Source organism: Mesorhizobium sp. M7A.F.Ca.US.011.01.1.1 (assembly GCF_003998295.1).
Taxonomy (GTDB): Bacteria; Pseudomonadota; Alphaproteobacteria; order Rhizobiales; family Rhizobiaceae; genus Mesorhizobium.
This window is the reverse complement of sequence record NZ_RZRT01000041.1, coordinates 37119-57454: the sequence shown is the minus strand read 5'-3', so window position 1 is coordinate 57454 and position 20336 is coordinate 37119. Positions and strand designations below refer to the sequence as shown.

At 61.4% G+C, this 20336-nt stretch carries 14 protein-coding genes and 1 pseudogene; 5 read left to right on the top strand and 10 right to left on the bottom strand.

Annotated elements, in window-relative coordinates:
- Positions 1–118: pseudogene (locus EOA13_RS38365) on the top strand (IS630 family transposase); the annotation flags it as partial.
- 6 nt (positions 119–124) lie between these two features.
- On the opposite strand, the gene EOA13_RS27350 reads toward EOA13_RS38365, so the two are convergent.
- Positions 125–718, bottom strand: coding sequence for a hypothetical protein (locus tag EOA13_RS27350; protein ID WP_206535321.1), 594 nt, complete (start codon positions 716–718; stop codon positions 125–127).
- Between the two features lie 188 nt (positions 719–906).
- Between EOA13_RS27350 and EOA13_RS27345 the strand changes: the two genes are divergently transcribed.
- A complete protein-coding gene (locus tag EOA13_RS27345) occupies positions 907–1443 on the top strand; it encodes an OmpA family protein (protein ID WP_127296696.1) in 537 nt (178 codons plus the stop codon).
- A gap of 12 nt (positions 1444–1455) precedes the next feature.
- Here EOA13_RS27345 and EOA13_RS27340 read toward each other — a convergent pair whose 3' ends face one another.
- The 8 genes from EOA13_RS27340 to tagH form a co-directional block, all read right to left on the bottom strand.
- A complete protein-coding gene (locus EOA13_RS27340; protein ID WP_127296695.1) occupies positions 1456–3081 on the bottom strand; it encodes a caspase family protein in 1626 nt (541 codons plus the stop codon).
- Between the two features lie 213 nt (positions 3082–3294).
- The gene (locus EOA13_RS27335) at positions 3295–5685 is read right to left on the bottom strand and encodes a M23 family metallopeptidase (RefSeq protein WP_127296694.1); all 2391 of its coding nucleotides are present in this window, start codon (positions 5683–5685) and stop codon (positions 3295–3297) included.
- Positions 5682–6092 (bottom strand): DUF1036 domain-containing protein, encoded by a 411-nt coding sequence (locus EOA13_RS27330; protein WP_164780350.1) that lies wholly within the window; start codon positions 6090–6092, stop codon positions 5682–5684. Before EOA13_RS27330 ends, EOA13_RS27335 begins: the two co-directional genes overlap by 4 nt.
- 108 nt (positions 6093–6200) lie before the next feature.
- The gene (locus EOA13_RS27325; RefSeq protein WP_127296693.1) at positions 6201–8735 is read right to left on the bottom strand and encodes a serine/threonine-protein kinase; all 2535 of its coding nucleotides are present in this window, start codon (positions 8733–8735) and stop codon (positions 6201–6203) included.
- The gene (locus tag EOA13_RS27320; RefSeq protein WP_127296692.1) at positions 8732–9514 is read right to left on the bottom strand and encodes a protein phosphatase 2C domain-containing protein; all 783 of its coding nucleotides are present in this window, start codon (positions 9512–9514) and stop codon (positions 8732–8734) included. The genes EOA13_RS27325 and EOA13_RS27320 overlap by 4 nt, the downstream gene beginning before the upstream one ends.
- A gap of 159 nt (positions 9515–9673) precedes the next feature.
- On the bottom strand, positions 9674–13237 hold the full coding sequence (tssM, locus tag EOA13_RS27315) for a type VI secretion system membrane subunit TssM (RefSeq protein WP_127296691.1): 3564 nt from the start codon (positions 13235–13237) through the stop codon (positions 9674–9676).
- Positions 13238–13259: 22 nt separating this feature from the next.
- The gene (gene tssL, locus EOA13_RS27310; protein ID WP_127296690.1) at positions 13260–14747 is read right to left on the bottom strand and encodes a type VI secretion system protein TssL, long form; all 1488 of its coding nucleotides are present in this window, start codon (positions 14745–14747) and stop codon (positions 13260–13262) included.
- A gap of 285 nt (positions 14748–15032) precedes the next feature.
- Entirely contained in the window at positions 15033–16085 is a 1053-nt protein-coding gene (gene tagH / locus EOA13_RS27305; protein WP_127296689.1) for a type VI secretion system-associated FHA domain protein TagH, read from the bottom strand.
- Between the two features lie 257 nt (positions 16086–16342).
- On the opposite strand from tagH, the gene tssI reads away from it, so the two are divergent.
- The 3 genes from tssI to EOA13_RS27290 are packed head-to-tail and all read left to right on the top strand — an operon-like array spanning position 16343 to position 19439.
- Positions 16343–18670, top strand: a complete 2328-nt coding sequence (gene tssI, locus EOA13_RS27300) for a type VI secretion system tip protein TssI/VgrG (RefSeq protein WP_127296688.1) — start codon at positions 16343–16345, stop codon at positions 18668–18670.
- 8 nt (positions 18671–18678) lie between these two features.
- Positions 18679–19104 (top strand): DUF6484 domain-containing protein, encoded by a 426-nt coding sequence (locus EOA13_RS27295; RefSeq protein WP_127296687.1) that lies wholly within the window; start codon positions 18679–18681, stop codon positions 19102–19104.
- Positions 19101–19439: a hypothetical protein gene (locus EOA13_RS27290; RefSeq protein WP_127296686.1), complete on the top strand. Its 339-nt coding sequence runs from the start codon at positions 19101–19103 to the stop codon at positions 19437–19439. The genes EOA13_RS27295 and EOA13_RS27290 overlap by 4 nt, the downstream gene beginning before the upstream one ends.
- A gap of 47 nt (positions 19440–19486) precedes the next feature.
- Here the strand turns inward: EOA13_RS27290 and EOA13_RS27285 are convergent, their stop codons facing one another.
- The gene (locus EOA13_RS27285; protein ID WP_127296685.1) at positions 19487–20329 is read right to left on the bottom strand and encodes a hypothetical protein; all 843 of its coding nucleotides are present in this window, start codon (positions 20327–20329) and stop codon (positions 19487–19489) included.
- Between the last annotated feature and the right edge of the window lie 7 nt (positions 20330–20336).

The window sequence follows — 20336 nt, the reverse complement described above, 5'->3', positions numbered from 1 at the left end:
TCAGAAACGCACCGTCGAGGACACGTGGCGCCACATCGGCCACCTCGTCGAAACCATCGAGGCAGCCGAATGCAAGAACTACTTCGAAAACGCAGGCTACGCTTCCGTCAAAATATGAAACGCTCTAGTAGGCATCCGCCGATTGGCGCGGCGCCTCGATCTCGGCCATCTGGATGCCCATTTCGACAAAGGCGGAAAGAACGGCAAAGCGGTCCGCGAGTGCGACACGTGCCAGTCCGGCCAGAACACCAGCATTGACTGCATGGGCGGCAGGAAACGGCTGCAAGGCCGATGGTGGTTCTGCGCCGGCAGCAGATCCGCCAGCAACAGAACCATTGTCACGCCATCCTGCCGCCAAGGCAATCCAGGCGCCCGGCGTTGTCGGCGGCGTTGCCTCTGCCTGGCTCACTGCGGCGCGGTGGCGGGGGCTGTCCGGTTCACTGACCCAGTCGCGAACATGGGCGAGCAATTCGTGATCCGTCCCATCGAGCAGCTCGCTCAGATGGCTCAGGCATTCATGCGCCCACCAGACCGCGGCCCGATCGGGGAGCAGGTAGGCACAGAACGTGATCGCCTCCTCGGGAACGCGCCCGGCGAGCAGGCCGCGGCAAAACTCGATCGATGGCTGTTCGGTTGGAAGCGTTCTCATCTCCCGGGCAATACCGGGACAAGCCATGAAGAGATCCCGTGCCGTCTTGAATCGAAGCTCATTGGCCATGACCGCCACGCTTTCATCGAGAAGCTCTAACCACTCAAGCCCCAGGCGCGGCGCGGGTCAAGTCTCTACCGGTAACGCTGCAAAAACTGCCGGCACTGCCGTATCCCTGGCGTTTATCGACAGACAATTGCCCCGGAGTTTGGTATGATCATGCCATCGAAATCGGATGCTCAATAGGAGTAACCGCTATGCAGTGGGGCAGTTCAGCCTTTGTGTTGGCGGTCGTGTTTTTCTCGACCCACGCTTCCGCCGACCCCGTTCAGAAATCAGAAGACATCGTGAAGTTTTTTGCCGGCGCCGCCGACCTCGGTAAGTCGCGAGGAATTTGTGTAGGAACCGAGGAAGAGTGCAAGAGCAAGACCAAGGCAAAAGACGCGCCGGCCGAAAAATCCAGCCTCGATATGCTGATCAATTTCGGGTTGGACTCGGCCGAACTCGACCAGACAGCGCGCAGTGAACTCGACGAGTTCGCCAAGGCCTTGAAGGACAGGCGGCTGAGCACATTCAACTTCGTTGTCGAAGGCTACACCGACGCCACCGGCACGGTCCACTACAACGAGGGCCTGTCGCAACGGCGAGCGCAATCGGTGGCAGCCTTCCTGACGGCCAATGGTGTCGAGGCCGCCCGCATCAACCCGATCGGCATGGGCGAAAAGAATCCGCGCAGCCCCAACCCGTACGATCCGGCCAACCGACGTGTGGAAATGCGGATAAAGACGCAATAGCGCGCGCTGCCGTCACGGTTTGAGCACGCCACCCACAGCCACACCGGTGCCGAAGATCAGCGCTTTGGTGAGGAAGTCGTTGTTATCCCGGGGCGGCGGAAGATCATCATCCTGCCGCACCACGGTGTCCCGGTTGCGCCGCTTCTGAACGACCTGCTGTTGTTTGCGGGGTTTCTGTGCCACCGGTCTCTGCGTGCGGACCTTCTTTACCACCTGTTTTTTCGGCTGGGTCGCACGGGCCTGATCGGCAGCATATCTGGCGCGCACGGTTTCCATCATAGGATCAGTCTGGATCACGAGGAATGCAAGTTGCTCGCGTGTCAGATAGGTGGTCTGCGGCAGGCCGTTCTCCGCTTGCCAGACACCGATCGCCTGACGGGTCTGTGGGCCAATGTTTCCGTCGACGCGGCCAAGCTCGTTGCCCAACGCTTCGATGCGCAATTGCAGGTCGATGCGACCCTGGCGGTCAAGGCCAATGGCACTTTCCGTCAAGTCGGTGCCCGGTGTCTGCTTCACCTCGTCCGGGACGCCGACCGAGGTGCGCACCGCGGAGCCGGAACTGGCGTTCGCCTGGTCCGTATCGAGTGCCGCGACCTGCCGATTCCGGGCTTTTGGGTCATTCAATTCGTCGATGTTCAGCCGCGCCACCGTGGCGAAGCGGCCGTTTGGAAACTGCTCGAGATAAGCCTCGTAAAACGGCACCGAGTTGCGCTTGGAGGCTTCATCCCAGAGCCGCTGCTCGACTTCCCACGACGGAGGATCGCTGGCGACAGGAGCAGGAGCGGATGTCGCTGCGGCGTTCGATGCGTCGGCCACTGGTTTTACGGCAGGCGCCGCCGCCGCGACGGGGTTTCCAATGAACACCTCGCGCCCCAGCGACGCGTTGTGCCATGGCCGCTGGCGACCTTGGGTGGCCTCGCTCACTTCGCCGCGCACCCGCGTCAGCGCGCTCTGGATCTCGACGCCGGGTTCGGTCAGGTGCCTGGCGAGTGCGGTGGAGTAGGGGCTGTTGACGCCGTTGCCGTCAAAAGCGATGGCGCCCGGATCTGTGGCATACGCAATCAGGATGCCACCCGTTCCAACGCCCTCTGATTTTGCTTCGATAGGCGCCAGGCCGGATCCCAAAGAGCGCGACTTCGGTAACGATGCGGCCAGCGTCCTGGCGAGTGGATTGTCGCGACAGGCATCGAGGATGAGGACGCCAACCGCCGGGTCGGATGGCAACGCCGCCATGAACTCGTCGATCTGAACGGTGCGTGTCTTGAGATAGGCGGGCGACGTCAACTCGGCGTCGACCGGAATAAGGAAATTCTTGCCGTCGACCTGCATGCCGTGACCGGCATAGAAAATGACCGCGAAGTCGGCGTCGTAGGATTGTTCGGTGAACCGGCTGATGAGGCTGTGCATGCCGGCATTGTCCTGGTCGACCCCTTCGATCACCTCGAAGCCGGCATTGCGCAGCGTCGATGCGATGAGGTGGGCATCGTTGGCGGGGTTGGGCAAGGTAATCGCATGGACATATTTGCTGTTGCCGATCACCAGTGCGACGCGTTTGGCCTCAGGCACGGCAGCCTCGGCGCCGAAGGCGGTAAGGAAAAACAGGAAAATCCCGCTCAGAAAGATTGCGAACGCTTTCATAGACCAGCCCTCCGCCCGTCTGGGCGCACTGTTGATGTCTGCGCATGCTAAATTTCATCAGCGACAGAGTCGCTGCGCCAAAAAGATGGCTCTTGGGCATATGTGATCTTAACCACAATTTTGGTTCACAACGGCCCGAAAAAAGTTAGCTATAGTAACACTTGGCAGCAGGAACACCAATAGTCCGAGCGACTGACGCCATGGCGGGCAGGTTCAAAGCGTATTCTGAATCGAGATTATGAGGGCGATGACGGCCTGCTTGTATTTCTCGAACTCCGGCGATGTCTGGCGGATCTCCGTTGTCGTTGTCTGCGGGCTGGCGTCAGTTGCCCTCCGAGCAACCTTTTGGCCCATTTTCCTTTCTGCCCAGTCCACGACATAGCCGGCGGTCTTGGCCGTGAGAAAGGGGTTGGCTTGAATGACGGCGGAACCGAGCACGGCGCTCAATTGCGCCGAACCCGACGCCGACAGCACTTGATGCGCGCCTTCCATGCCCAGGAAATGGCAGAGATAGAGCCGGCCGGCTGTGATCTGGTGACCGCGTGCGCGAAGATAGGCTTCGCCTTCCCGCGCCAGATTTCGCACCATCTCGCGTGAGATCGTGGCGTCGTAGCGCAGAGCGAGCAGGTCGGCCGTCGATAGCGTTCGTGCCAGTTCAGGGCGGTAGGTGTTCATCATCCGGATCCAGGTCTTGGTTATGAACTGGCCGGCCCCGGTTGCCGACGAATTCGGGTTCTTGGCGCGGGCGCTGCCGCCGCTTTCGACATGAACGATCCGATCGGTCAGCGTTTCGACGGCGACATCGCCGGATTTGCCAGAATTGCCAGTATCATAGGTGGCGACCGCGGCGGTCACCGTGCCCAGCGGATCGATCGCCTCGCCATTCTGATAGAGTTCGAAATGCAGATGCGGCCCGGTCGAGAGGCCGGTGGTGCCGATATAGCCGATGATGTCACCGGCCTTCACCTTTGTGCCGACACCGCTTGCGATCGCGAATTTCTGCATATGCGCGTAGCGCGTCTCGCGTCCGTTGGGATGCGCAATCTTCACCAAATTGCCGTAACCGCCGCCATCGCCCTGGAAGGTGATCTCGCCGTCGAAGGCGGCTGCGATCGGCGTACCCACGGGGGCCGCCCAATCGACGCCCTTGTGAATGCGAACCACGCCCAGAATTGGGTGCTTGCGTGGACCGAAGGTGGACGTCATGACCCCGTTGACCGGCGTGACCATGCCGTTGGTGACCGTCAGCGAGCGAACCTGATCATCGCCGGTAACGCATGCAAACTGACCGTCACTCTGCTGGAAGACGAAGCATTCGAGGTTCTTTTCAGTACCCTGCACACCCACATACAGAACGCGTCCGTCGGTCTCGCTCTTGCCGCGCGGCGTTTGCGAATAGATCAGGACAAGGCGCTGGTCCTCGCTGGCGAAGGCGTCCAGATCCTGTCCTCTCGACAGGTACATGATCGCTTCGCCGATCACGCCGGTCGGAACTTTGTTGCGCGCCGCCGTCGAATAGATTGCGTCGAGCAGGCGGTACTGCCTTTTGTGCGTGCCTTCCTCCGGTGCACCGGAGTAGTTGAACAGATCTTCGCGGACCCAGGGATCTACCCCCGATACGAATGCGCCCGCTGCGTTGCGCGTCAGCGTGCCGACAAAGACGTTCTTGGCGTAGATCGACACCTGCATGAGCGACATTGTTGTCGTCTCACGCGTCGGCCTGAAACCGCGCATGGCGACGACATAACCGGGTTCCAGGCCTTCCCGGTTGAAAAGCGCCTTCAGGGCTTCGTCCGCCAGCTTGGCGTCCTCGGCGGAGAAATGCGCATCGAGTGCAACACTGTCCAGGCTGCGGTCGTTGAGGATTTTGACGAACGTGTCTTCGGTCGCCTCGAACCGCTGATACTCATTCGTGACGGTGGCCACACTCGTGTTGTTTTCGATCTGTGTCTTCTGGAATGCGGGCAGGGCTGCCTCGCCGGCATCGATTGTTTCACCCCAGCCGGCTTCGGGATCGTCGGTGCCCATCTGCTGCCCTGCAGCAGCCGGAGCCTCGTTGGGAGCAGGAGTGGGCTGTAGATCGTTCTGCAGGTCCCCCGCCGGTGGTTGAAGATCGTCCTGCAGATCGTTGGACGGTGGCGGGGCGGTCTGCCGTTGCGCCTGGAAGAATGCGAAGTCCTCCTGTGTCGACGGTATCGTCGTCATGAATTTTTCGCTGGCGCTGAGCATCACATCCGACAGGATTTCGATCTGCGGCGAAACCCCGGCCTGATCGAGATCCGTCGGTCTCGCGATCGAATGGCCCTTCGGCGTGGCGGCGTCGGGGGCAAGGGTAATCCACATCGGGTCCCCGGCAAGGTCGATGATGGCAGGCACATAGACCGATGCATCGGCCGGCACGTCGTCCACCCCTTCGACCGCGTGAAGTTCTTCGTCTTCGTCGCCGAACGACCAATAGTCCGCGGTAAGGTAGAAGCCCGCGGCGATCGACAGCACGACAATCGCGGCAAGACCGGCAAGCAGCCGGCGCCAGAGCTTGCGTCTGCGAAGCGCAAGGCGCGCCTGCTTCTTCTGCCTGAAGCTCGTGTCGATACTGTGCGTCACGGGCTGTTTCCGGTCAGAAAGAATGTCCACCGGACCTGTTCAAGCGTATCCACCTCGAGAAATTGCGCCGCGATATGGCCGCGCTGCCAGCATTCGTCGATGCCGCGGATCGAAAAACGCCGCCGCTCGATGCACATCTCGGTCGACCCGGTCAGGATCGCATGGCCAAAGACGTCTGTCGCGTAGACGTAGATGTAGCGGTTTGTCAGTTCCTCGCGGATGACGTTCACGCATTGATTTGCGCCGATAGTCCACCAGCCGTCGGTCTGGTCCGCATTGTCGACCTTCTGGCCGACGGCGAGATTGACGACGTCGAGTGTCTGGTTGCAGACCGTGAATTCGGCGTGTGCTTCGCTGGACGCCAGCACGGCCAGCAATGCCGCTCCCGCCATGACGGCAAGTTTCATCCGGCCTGTCAGGGCGAGCAGGGCTCGAGCTGGATCGCGCTGCCTTACGGGCAGGTCGGCAGACGAGTGAGGCAAACACGCGCGGCGGAGTTCCATCGGGCGCCCATGCTATCCGCCGAGCCGAAAGTACTTGGCAGTGGCTGAAAATTGCGATCCGTCGGTTTCGATCTCTTCGAGAATTTTGGGCAGCAGCACCGAGGCCGGCGTCGGCGTGGAGAACGCAGCCGCCTGAATATCCTGAGGACCCGTGATCACCATTATGATCTGCGGCACTGCTTTTCCGGCGGCCTTGTCGGCGGCGCCGAGACCGATCGGGATGCTGAAGGTAGCCTTGTCCGATTGTACGACGATACGGTCATCGAGATTGAACACCATGCCCTTGTGATCGATCAGCAGCACGCTGGAAATCAGCCCGCCGCGCGTCACCAGCGTGCCGCCGATCGGCGTACCGTTCGGCACCGATGTCCGGTCGAGAACAAGCTGCGGCTTGTCGGCCGCGGCCTGCCCCAGAAAGCGCAGAAAGTTGGTGACTTCGCATTGGCTCGGCTCAATGAGGCGGACGCTGATGTCCGGCTCGACATGGAATTTTGCCTGGAAATCACCCAGCATCCGTTCGAATGGCTGGACCGCCGTACCAAAACCTTCGATCGCGGCGGCCTTGTCGGTTGACGATGTCATGTTGGCGTAGAAACAGTCGCCGCCGCCGAAGTCGCGAACCCAGGAGACTCGTTGCGCGATGTCGTCGACGACCGGGGGTATCGCCGGTTTGGGGACGTTCAAGGCGACGACGGCCTGGTCCGGCTGTTTGGCTGGCGGTGACGAGGCGTTTTGGCCCTCGGCGTTCGCGGCATCCGCCTGGCTCGCAGAGGGCGTTGGTACGGTCGCCTCGGGCACCGCCGGCTGGTTGATCTGCGGCTCGGGCTTTGGGGCCTCCACAGTCTTCGGCTGGGTCAGCGGTGGCGTTGAGACCTTCTCGGCTGGCGGGGTTGGAGCTGTAGTCTCAGGTGCCGGAGCCGACGTTTGATTGTTGCTGGCCATCGTATCCGGCTGGGTTGCCGGCGCTGTCTTTTCCGAAGGCTGCGCGTCCGTTGCAGAAGGCTTCAAGGGGGCCTGGGTTTGCGGGGGAGCAATGGGCTTCGCTGGCTCGGGCGCTTGCACCGGCTTTGCATCTGCCTGGCTTTCAGCCGGCGGCGCGCTCGCCTCTGTTTGCGGTTGCGCTTCCATTGCCGGCGGCTTCGGGGGTTCCTCGGCCGGCGAGCGGGCTTCGGCGGGCTGATTTTCGGCCGGCGCTACGTTGGCTTCCGGCTGCGCTGGCGGAACCGGCTTTGCCGGCTCCGGGGCGTTCGCGACTTTGTCCGCCGGGATCGGCTTTGACGTTTCCGCTGCAGGCTTTGATGGTTCGGCCGCGGAAAGCGATGTCTTGCCGGCCGTCGGCGTTGCCGGCGTCATGAAGCCGCTCAGATACAGGCCCGCGCCTGAGACGACAGCCAGCGTCGCCAAAGCAGCGAGCGCAACGGTTCGGGTCTTCGTGGATTTTCCGGGCAGACCCGCAGTGACCGCGCGAGGAGGGCCGGCGACCGGCGAAAGCCGCGGTTCGGACAAAAGCGCGGGCCGGACATGCGGGACGAAGCGCTGCTCGCCCAGGCCGGCTGCCATCGGCGCGTTGTGTGCCGCGACATTGGATGGCTGGGGCTGGCCCTTGGGATCAGGAGCAAGGGTTTGCCCGGCAGGCGGCAAAGCCGGCCGGTTGCGGGGTGTGAAGGACGTCGGCGGCGTTGTTCCTTCGTCTTCGCCACGCGTCATCCTGGCGATATCAGCCATGCTGGCCGGCCGGTCTTGCGGATCCGGCTGCAGCATGGCTTCAACCATGCCGCGAAAATCGTCGTCGATGTCGGAAAGATCAGGCACGGCCCGGCGCTTTTCGATGATCTCGAATTGCGATCCGCTCATGTCGATCGGCTTGCCGCGCAGAGCGGCAGCCAGCACCAGCCCAAGGCTGTAGATGTCGGACTGCTCGCTGACGTCGCCGCTGAACAGCCCGAGCTGTTCGGGTGAAACGTAGTTGTATTTTCCCGCGAACTTTCCGCCGATCAGCGTCTCCCCACCCACCGTCGCTGATCGCGCGATGCCGAAATCGATGATCTTTGCGCGGTCGACCCGGCCCCCCGGCAGGATGATGTTGTCCGGCGAGAGGTCACGATGGATTGCTCCCGCTTGATGCACAGCGCTCAATCCGGATGCGAGGCGATGACAGAGCTTGCGAACCTCTTCCGCCGGCATAGGACCACGTCGCATGATGTCGTACAGCGACTCGCCGTCGACGAATTCCATGGCAAGGTAGGGGCGGCCGATCCCGGGGTCGATGGTGAAGACGTGGTATCGCACGACCGCATCATGCGACAAATGGTTGAGGATCGAGGCCTCCTTGCGGAACAAGGACAAGATCGTCTGGTCACGGGCAAACTCGGGCAGGACGATCTTGATCGCGACGTGGTCTCCGGTCTGGATGTTGTGGCCACGGTAGACCTCGCCCATGCCACCGAACGCGATCCGCTCGTCAAGTTCATAGATGCCGCTGAGCTGCGTGCCTACGGCGGTATTGGCCACCTGCGGCGATATTCGCGTCTTGTCGTCGGCGCTCATCGGCCTCGGCCCTCCGCTCCGGACAAATCAGGGCGAAGCGGTTGTCCGTCGCGTCCTTTCTTGATCTTCACCAGCACAATGGTGACATTGTCCGTTCCGCCCCGCGTCAGCACGGTTTCCAACAGATTTTCACACGCGGCCCGAGGTGTTGCCGATACGACGGCGGCCTCTATCTCCGCGTCGGTGACATGCGCCGTCAGCCCGTCGGTGCTCAACACAAAAATGTCCCCCGGCATCAGTTCGCCTTGTTGGAAATCGATGACGAATTCGTCGCTGACACCGACCGCATGGGTGATGACATTGCGGCGTGGCCAGGTGAGCGCCTCGGCCGCACTGATCATGCCTCGATCGAGGAGTTCCTGCACTTCGGTGTGGTCTTTCGAAATCTGCGAGATCGAAGCGTTGCGGATCAGATAGATCCGGCTGTCGCCGGCCCATAGGCAGGCAAACCGCCCGTCCATCGCCAACAGGGCGGCGACCGTGGAACCGATGGTTATGCCGCGAGACTCCGATATGCCGCGGATCTCGGCATTGGCTCGGCTCAGCCTGTCCTCGAAGCGCGCCCGCAGATCCGGCGCGGAGCTTGCGATGCCGATCGTGGCCAGATGGTCGACAATGCTGGCCGAAGCGACCTCTCCGGCCTCATGCCCGCCCATTCCGTCGGCCACCACCCAAAGGCCGGTTCGTGGCTCGAGCAGATAGCTGTCCTCATTGTGCTCGCGCACACAGCCTTTGTGGCTCACGCCGAAACTCTCAAAGGGAAGGGCGACATCGCTCAACTTGCCACCAAGCGCTTCTCAGGCGTCCTCTGCGGTGCACTCCCGGGCACTCGCTCGCGCCACTTTGCCACAGGCTCGAACATTAGAGTATCGAAATTAAGGTCTGGACGCCCGAGGCACATGCTGGGTGTCAACGCATTGTGCGGCGCGAAGTCCATCTCAAAACGCCTTTGGACAGCTGAATCCGGAAAGTGCCGGAAGCAGGAAGGGGTTGGGGCCGGAGCCCGTCTGGACCGTATAGGTGACGTCGCGCCCGCCGATCACGAAGCGCGCTTCGACATTGCTGTCGGTGCCGGTGATGGTCGCCTTGTCCATGAGCCGCTTCAGCGCCCATGGCCCTTCGAACTTGATGCTGGATTCGCGCCCTGGCATCTCCGGCGTCAGGCTCAGACTGGCGGATCCGGAAGCCGCTCCGCTCGGCCACGTCACGGTGCTCGGCGCGTTGCCCGCCTGGTTGCTCTGGACGGTCTGGCCGTCGACATCGAGCACCGCCGCATCGGCATCGCCATGCAGTGAGAACGGCGTGAAGGTGATGCTGACCGAAGGCGCCGACCCACCCTGGGGAAAGAAGGCGATACGGATTTCGGCCGCCAGCTGGAAGTTTTTCAGTGTCGATTTCGACAGGTCGCGGCCGAAGCGCGCATCCTGTTTCCAGCTCCAGTCCTGACCGCTCATGTCGATCAGCGATGCGAGGTTTTGCGCGAAGAACCGGTCCATCAGCCCGCCAGGAGCAAACAGTTTCGCGAAATCCGCCATCGCCATGTCCTCGGCGCCAGTGCCGGAGAACGGATAACGGCCGTTGACGGCCGCCTCGCACGGAGCGGTGACCGTCTGGTCAAGCACCTGGTTCAGATTAGCTACCGAGGTCTCCGTGACGTTGCCTTCGAACTCGTCCGCCGTCGCATTGACCATTCTGGCGAGTGGTTTGGGCAGTCGTGAGGAATTGGCACGAAGGGTGGCGATCTGCAGCTGCAGATTGGCGTTGACGCGCTCCGTCTGCGAAGGCACGTCGGTCGCCAGTTGCAGGCTCTGGTAGATGTCGTGGAAATTCTGGGTCAAGGCATCGATCGGGCGGCGTCCGGCAGGGCCGCCCACCAGGGCCTGGAACGACCTGAACTGCGCTTCGATGTTGGCCCCGGGGCTCTGGTTTTGCGCTGCTGCCGATCCCGTGCCGGCACGGCTTTGTGATTTTCCGGTGGTGATTTGTATGCCGATGCGAGCCAGGCCCTTGGCCATCTTTGCTGCGTCTGGAGACTGGCCCTGAACCGTGCCTCCTTCAACCCCGGTGCTCGTGTCTTGGCCGGAAGCAGCGTCGCCCGTCAGCGCTGTTTCGTCGGCGATCGCCGTAAACAGCTGTTCGATCGGCGAGGTGGGCGAGGCGACGGCGGAAAGCACGACATAGTGCGGCTTGTCCTTCAGCATCGCTTTGAATTTCAACCCGTCGAGAACACTGTTCCACGCTAGTGCGAACTCCTTGCCGTAACGATCGAGAAGTTCGGGGCCGAGCTTGAGCAACTCCTGATCGATGCCGCCTTGCTCACCGCCGCCGCCAAGCACCCATTGGTCGTCGACGAGCATCTGCGCAATGTGTGAGAGCTGTCCGAGATAAAAATGGTTGAAGCCGTTCCAGCTATAGAGGCCGGGAACACGCAGGCCCGACAGATCGCCGCCATCGACACGCTCGAACAGCAGCTGCGCTTCCGGGCCGCCTTTGAGGGAAACGGAAAAATCATCCAGCGCTGCCGAATAAATCGCGGACTTGATCAATGCGGAGGCGCGGTCGGCAAGGCTCATGCGCCCGAGCGAGCGCTGAGCGGCTTCGATGAGCGGCTGGTTGAGTTCGAAAACCGGATCATAGGCGTCGTCCAGAGCAAGCATGGCCCGCAAATGCTTTTCGAGCTGCTCGCGCCCTTCGCGGTTGTTTTCACCGGGATACCGGTTCTGCTCCCAATCCTGCTTCATCCAGGAGACGATCAACGCGTCGTCGACCTTCGGCGCTTTGCCGCCAAGCATTAGGTAGATCTTCAACGGTTCGTAGAGCGCGGCGGGATCGGCCATCCTGGCCTGGATCGTCCGCTCGGCCTGGATCAGCAGGCGCGATCGGAACATTCGTTCCAGCGCTTGCCGGTAAGCCGTCTTGGATGCCGAAAGAAGTCTCTCCCGCTGGCTGAGGCCGAACGTCTCCTCGATCGGTGTCGGCGCGTCGCCGGTTTCGAACCCAGCCGGCAGATTGCGCAACTGGTCGAGCGGACCAATGACGTTTTCGAGGTCGACATCGGTGACCTCGGTGCTTTTGAGCAGCGCGTCCGCCGCCTGGCGATACTGGCTCATGGCCTGCCTGGTGGAGGCGATCAACGACCTGTTGGCTGTGAAGCTCAGGGCCAGGGTGCCGAGGGCGGTCGCGGCGATCAACGCGATGGCGCCAAGGCCGCCGAATCTGGCGATCGCCGCACGTCTTACGGCTGATTTGTCATACGAAACCCATCCGGATTCGGCAAAAATGACGTCCGTCAGCAGATCGTACAAAAAGAAGCTTTTGCCGCTTCCGGAAAGATGGGCGCGGGAATTGCTGCCGAAACTGCGGCCGATCGCGCCCAACACCTGATCGATTGGTGTTCCCTCTTGCGTGCCCGAAGAGAAATAGAGTCCACGCAGGCTGACATTCACCTGGCTGCGGGTCGGATCGAACAGGCTGGCGATGAAATTCGCAATTCGCTCCTTCAGCGCGCCAAACTGCGCCGGAAAGCCAAAGGCGGATATGCGCGCGACCGGATCAGCCTCTTCCTGAAGGCGGTCGGGCATCTCCTCCACCAGGCGTCTTGCCAGTGCATCGAATTCGGCCGGAGCCTCGGCGGCCATATTCTTGTTGCGATCCGTGGTCTGGAATGTCGCACCCCAGACCTTGCGTCGGCGGGGCTCGTCGAAGCCGCCGAAGTAATCCATGAACCCGGAAACCAGGTCGGCCTTGGTGAACAGCAGGTACACCGGAAACTGGATTTTCAACGTCTCGTGGATTTCCCGCAGACGGCTGCGTATCTCGACGACGTGAGCGTCAAGCTGCTGATCGTCGAGGCCGATGAGATCGGCAAGGCTGATCGCCAGGATGACGCCGTTTATCGGTTGCCGTGGGCGGTATTTCTTGAGCAGCGACAGGAAAGCGAGCCAGCTCTTGCTGTCGCTCTGAGCATTGGATTCCTGCGTCGTGTAGCGCCCGGCGGTGTCGATCAGCACGGCCTGGTCGGTAAACCACCAGTCGCAGGCGCGTGTTCCGCCAACGCCGGCGACCGGCTGGGCATCACCCGAACCGGCCAGCGGAAAATTCAGGCCCGAATTGACCAGTGCCGTTGTCTTGCCTGCCCCGGGCGGACCGATGATGATGTACCAAGGGATTTCATAGAGGAAGTTGCGCTTGCCGCTCGACCGTTTGAGCGCGGCGATCGCCTCGTTCATTCGCGTCTCGAGCATCGGCGAATCGTCATCCCTGTCGTCGTTGCGGGCAACGGCCGTCTCCAGCGCCTTTTGCACCTTGCGCATCCGCCGGAAACGCAATCCATAGAAGAGCGCCAGGGCTGCCACGATCACGCAGATGATTGTCGCGCGCAGCCACGCTGGCCCGAGAGGACGGCTGTCGGCGAAGCGGACCAAAGGTCCGGCAAACCACACTGCCGCCGAAAAACCGGCCAGCGCGATCATGCTGAATATCCGCAGCAGCCAACGCGTCATCGGCGCTTCCAACCGGCCGTGCTCACAATGTTTCCTCCTTGGCGATCATCACATCGACACGGCGGTTCCTGGCGCGGCCTTCCGGCGTCGCATTGTCGGCGATCGGCTCGTCCTCGCCCTTGCCGTCGACGGTCAGTCGCGAGGGATCGCTGAACTTCGGTGCCATGATTGTTTCGACGGCCTTCGCCCGGGCGACGGAGAGATCGAAGTTGGACTTGAACGGGCTCGATTTTCGCGGCTTCACATTGTCCGTATGGCCGACGATCCTGATCGGCCCGCGCTCGAGTTCCAGGGCGGCGGCGATATCAGCGGCTATGGACTGGAACTCTGGTTTTGCCTCGGCCCGGCCGGACTGGAACAGCACGAGATTGTTGATTTCAACGACGATGAAGTTGCCCTTCGTGCCGACGGTCAGCCCGCCGGCTTCGACGTCCTTGGCCAGTGCCGAGCGGATGCGGTCGATCTGCGTGGCTGTGGCGGCGGGAGGGGTGACTTTCACCGTTTCCGCCAACGGCGCCACGCTGGCGCGCTCGATGGCGATCGGTGTCGATGGGTTGAGGGCCAGCAACTCGCCAGCGGTGGCATCGCCTTCATTGGTGATGAAGACCCGTAACGTGAAGAACGCCGCCGTCAGCAGTGCCGACGCCGCTGCCGCGACGACCCAGAGCGGCAGGCGTGTCGAAGACTGCGTCATCACCGCCGCCAGGCCCTGCCAGCGGGGCGAAATGTCCTCGTCGGCGCGAGGTTTGAAATAGCGAAGCGTTTCGTAGACGTCGCGCCGAACGCGTTCGAGATTGGTGTCTTCGCGCGTCAGGTCTCGATATTGGCCCTCATACCCCAGCGACAGACAGACATACATCAATTCGAGCAGATCGTAGTGCGCCTCCGGGCTGGCCAGGATCTTGTTCAGCGCTTCGAAAAAGCCTGTCCCGTTAGGCTCGACGTGGAAGAATTGCGAAAGCATGCTGTGCTGCGCCCAGGCGTCCTTGCGTGGCCAAGGCAGGTTGCCGATGAGATCATCGGCTGTTTCGCAGAGGACAAATCTCGCAATCCGCGCATCCTCTTCGGCAACACCTGCTTTCTCCAGTGCTCTGTCAAACTTGTCGATCGCCTCAGTGACATGTTCGGCCAGCGGCCCCGCTTGTCTCTCGACAGGGACAAGCCTGAACTGGCCGAACAGCATCAGCAACGGTGCGGCCGCGGCAAGGGTCGGGTTTGCCGCGGAATATCGGACACTGTCGGTGACATTGAGCAGAGCCTCCTGCCGCACAGCCGACGTCCGCGCCGCCGCGGAAGAAGTTCCCTGATAAAGCACGGTCCCGGATGTCCAACCCGGCGGTGTATGCCGGCCGATGCCGGGATCGAACACGGTCGATCCCTTGATCGGCGAGGGTTGTCCGCCATCGGCGACGGACTCCTCAGAGACGGACGCCGGCTTTCGTTCACGCCGTGGCGTGGCGCGAATGACGGTCTTGCCCGCCGGGCCGAAAGGATCGTCCTTCGAGCTCATCGTCGATCGTCCGTCCGCGCATGGCGCCCGCGATCTCGCCGGACAGGCGCAGAGCGGTTCGCGGTCAGGTAAAGCAACGGCAGGCCCTGCCGGTCAGGGCAGTGTCTTGAGGACGGTCGGCTACTCGATACTATCCCGCCGTAAGATGACATTTGCCCAGACCCCCAGGTCGATCAGCCTTACTCGCTTGGCGAATTGTCGTATGCGATCGTAATCCCGGAAACTCTTGATTGGAACCGGATACTGCGCGCCGAAGAGGTATCTTCGTCGGCTTCCCTGAAGCGCCTATTTCTGCTTGTCGGCCTTGGCATAGGCTTCGCTGAAATAGGCCAGGAATATGTCCAGCATGCCGTTCTCGTGGGCTTCCTCCATGGTCCGCCAGGTCGCGACAAAAGCATCCCAGGCCTGGCTCTTTTTCGACGAGAACGACGTCGGCGGAAGCTTTCTTCCGATCGCTTCGGGAGACAGGTCGTCAAGCAGCCGCGACAGCGCCGCCTGCATGGCGGCATAGGTGGCGAATTCGTGCGTCTTGAGATCGCGGAAGGCATCTTCGATGCTGCGCCTGGCATCGAGATAGCCGGCCCGGCGCCGTGCGAACATGATCTCGAGGATATCGTCAGTTCCCGGAACGAATTTCAGCGGGTTGTTGTCGGCGGCGCTGATCATCGTTCGCTGCGTGCTCTTGGCCAGCATTTTCGCTGCCGCGCGCGCCTTCAGCAGCAAGGTCAGTTCCTCGACCACCGTGCGCAGCACCGCGCCGATTTCGGCGGCAACTTCATGCGGATCGCGCGACTGCAGCAGTTCCGGCGAGATGCCCGCTCCGATCGCGATTGCCCGCAGCACTTCATCCTTGGTCGATAGCAGGGGCGGTTGCGACGGGAACGTCGACGCTGCACCCCGCTGCCCGGACCGTTGCTCCGTGGGATCGAAGAACGGCCCGTCTCCGAATTCCAGCGACCGGCTTGTCGCCCCCGGCATTTCCCGCTGCGTCGAACCATGGCTGGGATGACCCGTCGCGGCGCGCTCCTCGTCGATCGACACGAAGACGACATAGCGGCCGATCAGCATCCGGTCGCCGTTGACCAGCCGATGCAGGCCGATCATGCGCTCGTTTGATCCGTTGATGTAGGTCCCGTTGCGCGAGACGTCGTGCAGCCAGAACGCGCCTGCCTCGTAGCGGATCTCGCAATGCCGGCCCGATATGAATTTGTCGGGGTCCGAGAGGGTCCAGTCACAGGCATCGCGACCGATCTCGAAGCTGCGATCCCGCGCCGCGTAGCCAGCCGAGATGCCCGCAGGCAAGGCGTCGACATTGTTGATTTGCAGACTGATGTGCATCCAGGATCGCCGTCGAACACTGACCGATACTCCACATACTAGCAGTTTGCGCGCACAACAGGACAGTAGCGTTTCGACCGATGCATTGACAGGCAGGGTTCAGTCGCCCCCGTCCTCTTTGGTCTGCCGGACAACATGTGGTAGGCTCAACATGGCCTTGTGTGGCGGATCAAAAAGTTCCTGGGCGTGATCTTGTTAATAGAGCGGGAACTTTAGATCCACCACGCTGGCGGCCGCGTCCAGGAGGGGCACGACCCATGCCGAACGAACGTGCCACGGTTGTGCAGACACCTGTTGGCGCCGAGCTGTTGACCTTCACGCATCTTGTCGGGCGCGATGAGATCAGCCGTTGTTTGGCCTATACGGTAGGGTTCGTCAGCCCCAGCGCCGATATCGATCCGCTGAAGATGCTTGGGGGTGTCGTTTCGGTTGAAGGTGAATCCGATCCGAAACGTTGGTTCAGCGGCCTTGTGTCCGAGTTTCGCCTGACCCGCATCGAGGATCGACTGGCCTACTACGAAGCGGTCGTCAGGCCGTGGCTCTGGTTTCTCGGCAACACCACCGATTGCCGGATCTTTCAGAACATGACAGCTGTCGAGATCGTCGAGAAGATCTTCTCGAAATACGGTACGGCGAAATTCGAGAAGCGGCTGCAAGGGTCGTACCCCTCGCGCGAATATTGCGTCCAGTACGACGAGAGCGATCTGGATTTTGTGCAGCGCCTGCTTGAGCACGAAGGCATCTTCTATTTCTTCGAGCATGACGAGGGCAAGCACACGCTCGTCCTGTGCGATGCGATGAGCAAGCTGAAGCCGGCGCCGGGCTACGAGAAGATACCCTATAATTTCGAGGGACAGGGCTCGCGGCGCGACGTCGAATATATCACCGAATGGATTCCGGGCAGTTCGGTGCGGCCGGGGGCCTATGCCCATACCGACTATGATTTCCAGAAGCCCGGCGCCGATTTGATGGCGAAGTCCGCCCAGCCGTTCGGCCACAAGGAAGCCTCCGGCGAGAACTATCGCCAGCCTGGGGCGCATCTCGATGTCGGGCGCGGCGACACCCTGGCCGGTATCCGGCGCGAGGAGCTTCAGGCCGTGCACCAGCGCATCACCGCGGTCGGAACCGTGCGCGGCCTCCATTCCGGCTGTACGTTCAAGCTGGAAAGCTTTCCGCGCGATGACCAGAACCAGGAGTATCTGGTTGTCAGCGCGGAATACAGGTTGTTCGATCCGGGCTACAGAACCCAGAACGAAGCCCATAGCGAGAATTACAAGGTCGTACTGGGTGTCGCGCCGACTGCCTTGCCCTATCGCGCTCCGCGGATCACGCCGCGGCCCATCATGCGCGGGCCGCAGACGGCGACGGTGGTCGGCCCTTCCGGCGAGGAGATATTCACCGACAAATATGCGCGGGTGAAGGTGCAGTTCCACTGGGACCGCCTGGGCAAGAAGAACGAAAACAGTTCCTGCTTCGTCCGTGTTTCGCAGACCTGGGCCGGCAGCGGCTGGGGCTTCATCCAGATACCGCGAATCGGCCAGGAGGTGATCGTCGACTTCCTCGAAGGCGACCCTGATCTGCCGATCATCACCGGCAGGGTCTACAACGCCTCGCAGATGCCGCCCTACGGCTTGCCGGGCAACGCAACGCAGTCGGGCTGGAAATCCAATTCCTCGAAAGGCGGCGGCGGCTACAACGAGCTGATGTTCGAGGACAAGGCCGGCTCCGAACTGGTTAACTTCCAGGCGCAGAAGGACCACAACCTTTTGATCAAGCACGACCGCACCAAGCTTGTCCAGCACGACCAGTCCGACCGCATCGACCACGACGCCAAGCATTCCGTCGGCCACAACCTCGACGAGGACGTCGGCAACAACAAGACGGTCAAGGTCGGCGTCGACCAGACCACGAATATCGGCAACAACGACACCGAGACGGTGGGCGTCAATCGCTCGCTGACGGTGGGGTCGAATGAGACGATCGGCATCGGCTCGAACTCGACCGAAACCATCGGTGCCAATCACACGCAGACCGTGGCGATCGTCCAGACGGTGAGCGTTGGCGCGGCCCGGGTCGATTCGGTCGGGGCATCCGAAACCCGAACCGTGGGTGGCCCGCAAGCGAATACAATCGGTGCGACACGGTCGGTCACTGTGGGTGCTGCGCAGAGCCACGATATCGGTGCAGCGGATAGCTGGAATATCGCTGCGAATCAGTCGGTCCAGATTGGTGCCGATCAGAATTTCAAGATCGGCGGCGCTCATGCTTCGCAGATAGGCAAGGGGCGAGATGCCAAGATCGCCGAGGATGATGCAACCGATGTAGGCGGTTCGCGCGCGCTCAAGATCGCAAAGGGCAGCCTTGTTGAGGTCGGCGAAGATGGCGCGATCAAGGTAGGCAAGACCTTGGTCATCGAAGCGGGCGATGCCATTACCATCACGTGCGGTTCTGCGGCGATCGCGATGAAGAAGGATGGCACGATTTCCATCACCGGAAAGGATATTTCCGTGAACGGTTCAGGCAAGATCAATGTGAAAGCTTCGAGCGACATCATCATGAAGGGCTCGGAGATAAAGCAGAACTGAGGTTGACGATGGGACGGGTCAAGGAGCGGATCGAAGGTGTCGTGATCGGCATATTCCTGGGCTTTGGCGAAGACGCTCCGCTTGTCGTCTTTCCCGGAAACCCGAAGGAGACCGCGATTCCGGCGCGCAGTCTTGCCGAACTCACTTCGGATATGATCGGTGCCGAGGTGGCGTTGCTGTTTCAGGATGGCGATCCCGGGCGGCCACTCGTTGTCGGCCGCATTGTCGAGCCGGCACGCCGGACTTCGGCACCGCAAATCGTCCGCGACGGGGAGCAGGTGCGGATCACCGGTGACGAACGCATTGAGCTTCGCTGCGGCAAGGCGACCATCATCATGGAGAAGGATGGTCGCATCACGATTCGCGGTACGTATGTGACAAGTCACGCCAGCGCGGCGAACCGCATTCGCGGCGGCTCGGTCAATTTGAACTGATGTCGGTGCCCGTTCTTCGCGAAATCGTCCGTCAGCACGCAGAGATGGCAGCGTTCCTGTGGACAATCTACGACTACAACCTGCTCAATCCGGGCAAGAATCCGGACATGGACGAGGAGCGCCTTGCCCGGCTCGTCGAGCGGCTGGAGGCGCATCTCGATGGGCTACGGGTGGCAGGCGATGTCGGACGCGAGATTGCGCGAGAACGCTATGCCGAGTACCCCGAACAGGGTGAATTGTTCGTCGTGCGCATGCTGTCGGTCATTGAGACGCCGCGTATCGTGGATCTGGACCTTGGACAAGTGAGGTCCTATCTGGCCGCGAAGCGAAGTTAACGCGTGCGCAGGGCAACCGGAGCAGCCCGAACTGTAATTCCGGACTGTTAGGTATAGTCGGGGCCAAGCCAGTTCGAGCCGTCATATCTGATTGCGGAGTTTCCGCCTGCCAGTGTCAAGTACGACCCGTTGGTGGATAGCCGATAGACCGGAAAGCCGTCCTTAAGTTTCGATACCGCTGTGCCGTCAAATGTGAATACGCCTTGTCCGCCGCCGGCGATGTAGATGGATTTCCGGTAAAGGGCCATTTTGTAGAAATCTCGGCCGCTTTGCGAGACATCTGTCCAGGCAAGACCGGAACCGCGAAACAGGGTCCCGGCACTACCGGAAACCAGGACGTCGGTGGAAGACAGCGCCAACAGGCCGACCAGAATGGCATTGGTCGGCAGCTGAATTTGCGACCACTGCTGGCCGTCATAATGCCAAAACAATGATCCTTCGCCCGACACGTAGAGGTCGTTCGGCGCCGTACCGGCGATGCACAGGATTGTATTTCCGAGACCCGGGCTGAAGGTGGACCACCGCGCGCCGTCCCAATGGTAGACGACGCCCTCGGCTCCGCCGCAGTAAATAGTGTTGTCGTCAAATCCCCAGACGGTGTTCAAAGGACGAGATGAGACCTGGCTTCCCGCCCAATCGGTGCCCGAGCCCGCATGGACAGCGCCATTGTCGTCGCAGACAAGGATGCGGCCGGACTTAGAGCGCCATATATCCGTGAACCAGCAGGGTTTTTCGTAAATTCGTTCAGACTCATTGTCGTCACTGGACACATCCGATTCCGAGATGACGAAGGAGTAGAAGCTCTCACCGTCGTAATATGCGACCGCGGAAAAGATGGTTCCATCATCCGCGACAACCACGCCGTTCACCGTCACGCTGTAGTCAGCCACGTTAATC

What these genes read in the sequence shown, in the direction of transcription:
- EOA13_RS27340 (WP_127296695.1), bottom strand. Translation starts at nt 3,081, where the DNA reads ATGAAAGCGTTCGCAATCTTTCTGAGCGGGATTTTCCTGTTTTTCCTT.
- EOA13_RS27350 (WP_206535321.1), bottom strand. Translation starts at nt 718, where the DNA reads ATGGCCAATGAGCTTCGATTCAAGACGGCACGGGATCTCTTCATGGCT.
- tagH (WP_127296689.1), bottom strand. Translation starts at nt 16,085, where the DNA reads ATGCACATCAGTCTGCAAATCAACAATGTCGACGCCTTGCCTGCGGGC.
- EOA13_RS27345 (WP_127296696.1), top strand. Translation starts at nt 907, where the DNA reads ATGCAGTGGGGCAGTTCAGCCTTTGTGTTGGCGGTCGTGTTTTTCTCG.
- tssM (WP_127296691.1), bottom strand. Translation starts at nt 13,237, where the DNA reads ATGACGCGTTGGCTGCTGCGGATATTCAGCATGATCGCGCTGGCCGGT.
- EOA13_RS27325 (WP_127296693.1), bottom strand. Translation starts at nt 8,735, where the DNA reads ATGAGCGCCGACGACAAGACGCGAATATCGCCGCAGGTGGCCAATACC.
- EOA13_RS27295 (WP_127296687.1), top strand. Translation starts at nt 18,679, where the DNA reads ATGGGACGGGTCAAGGAGCGGATCGAAGGTGTCGTGATCGGCATATTC.
- EOA13_RS27330 (WP_164780350.1), bottom strand. Translation starts at nt 6,092, where the DNA reads ATGAAACTTGCCGTCATGGCGGGAGCGGCATTGCTGGCCGTGCTGGCG.
- tssL (WP_127296690.1), bottom strand. Translation starts at nt 14,747, where the DNA reads ATGAGCTCGAAGGACGATCCTTTCGGCCCGGCGGGCAAGACCGTCATT.
- tssI (WP_127296688.1), top strand. Translation starts at nt 16,343, where the DNA reads ATGCCGAACGAACGTGCCACGGTTGTGCAGACACCTGTTGGCGCCGAG.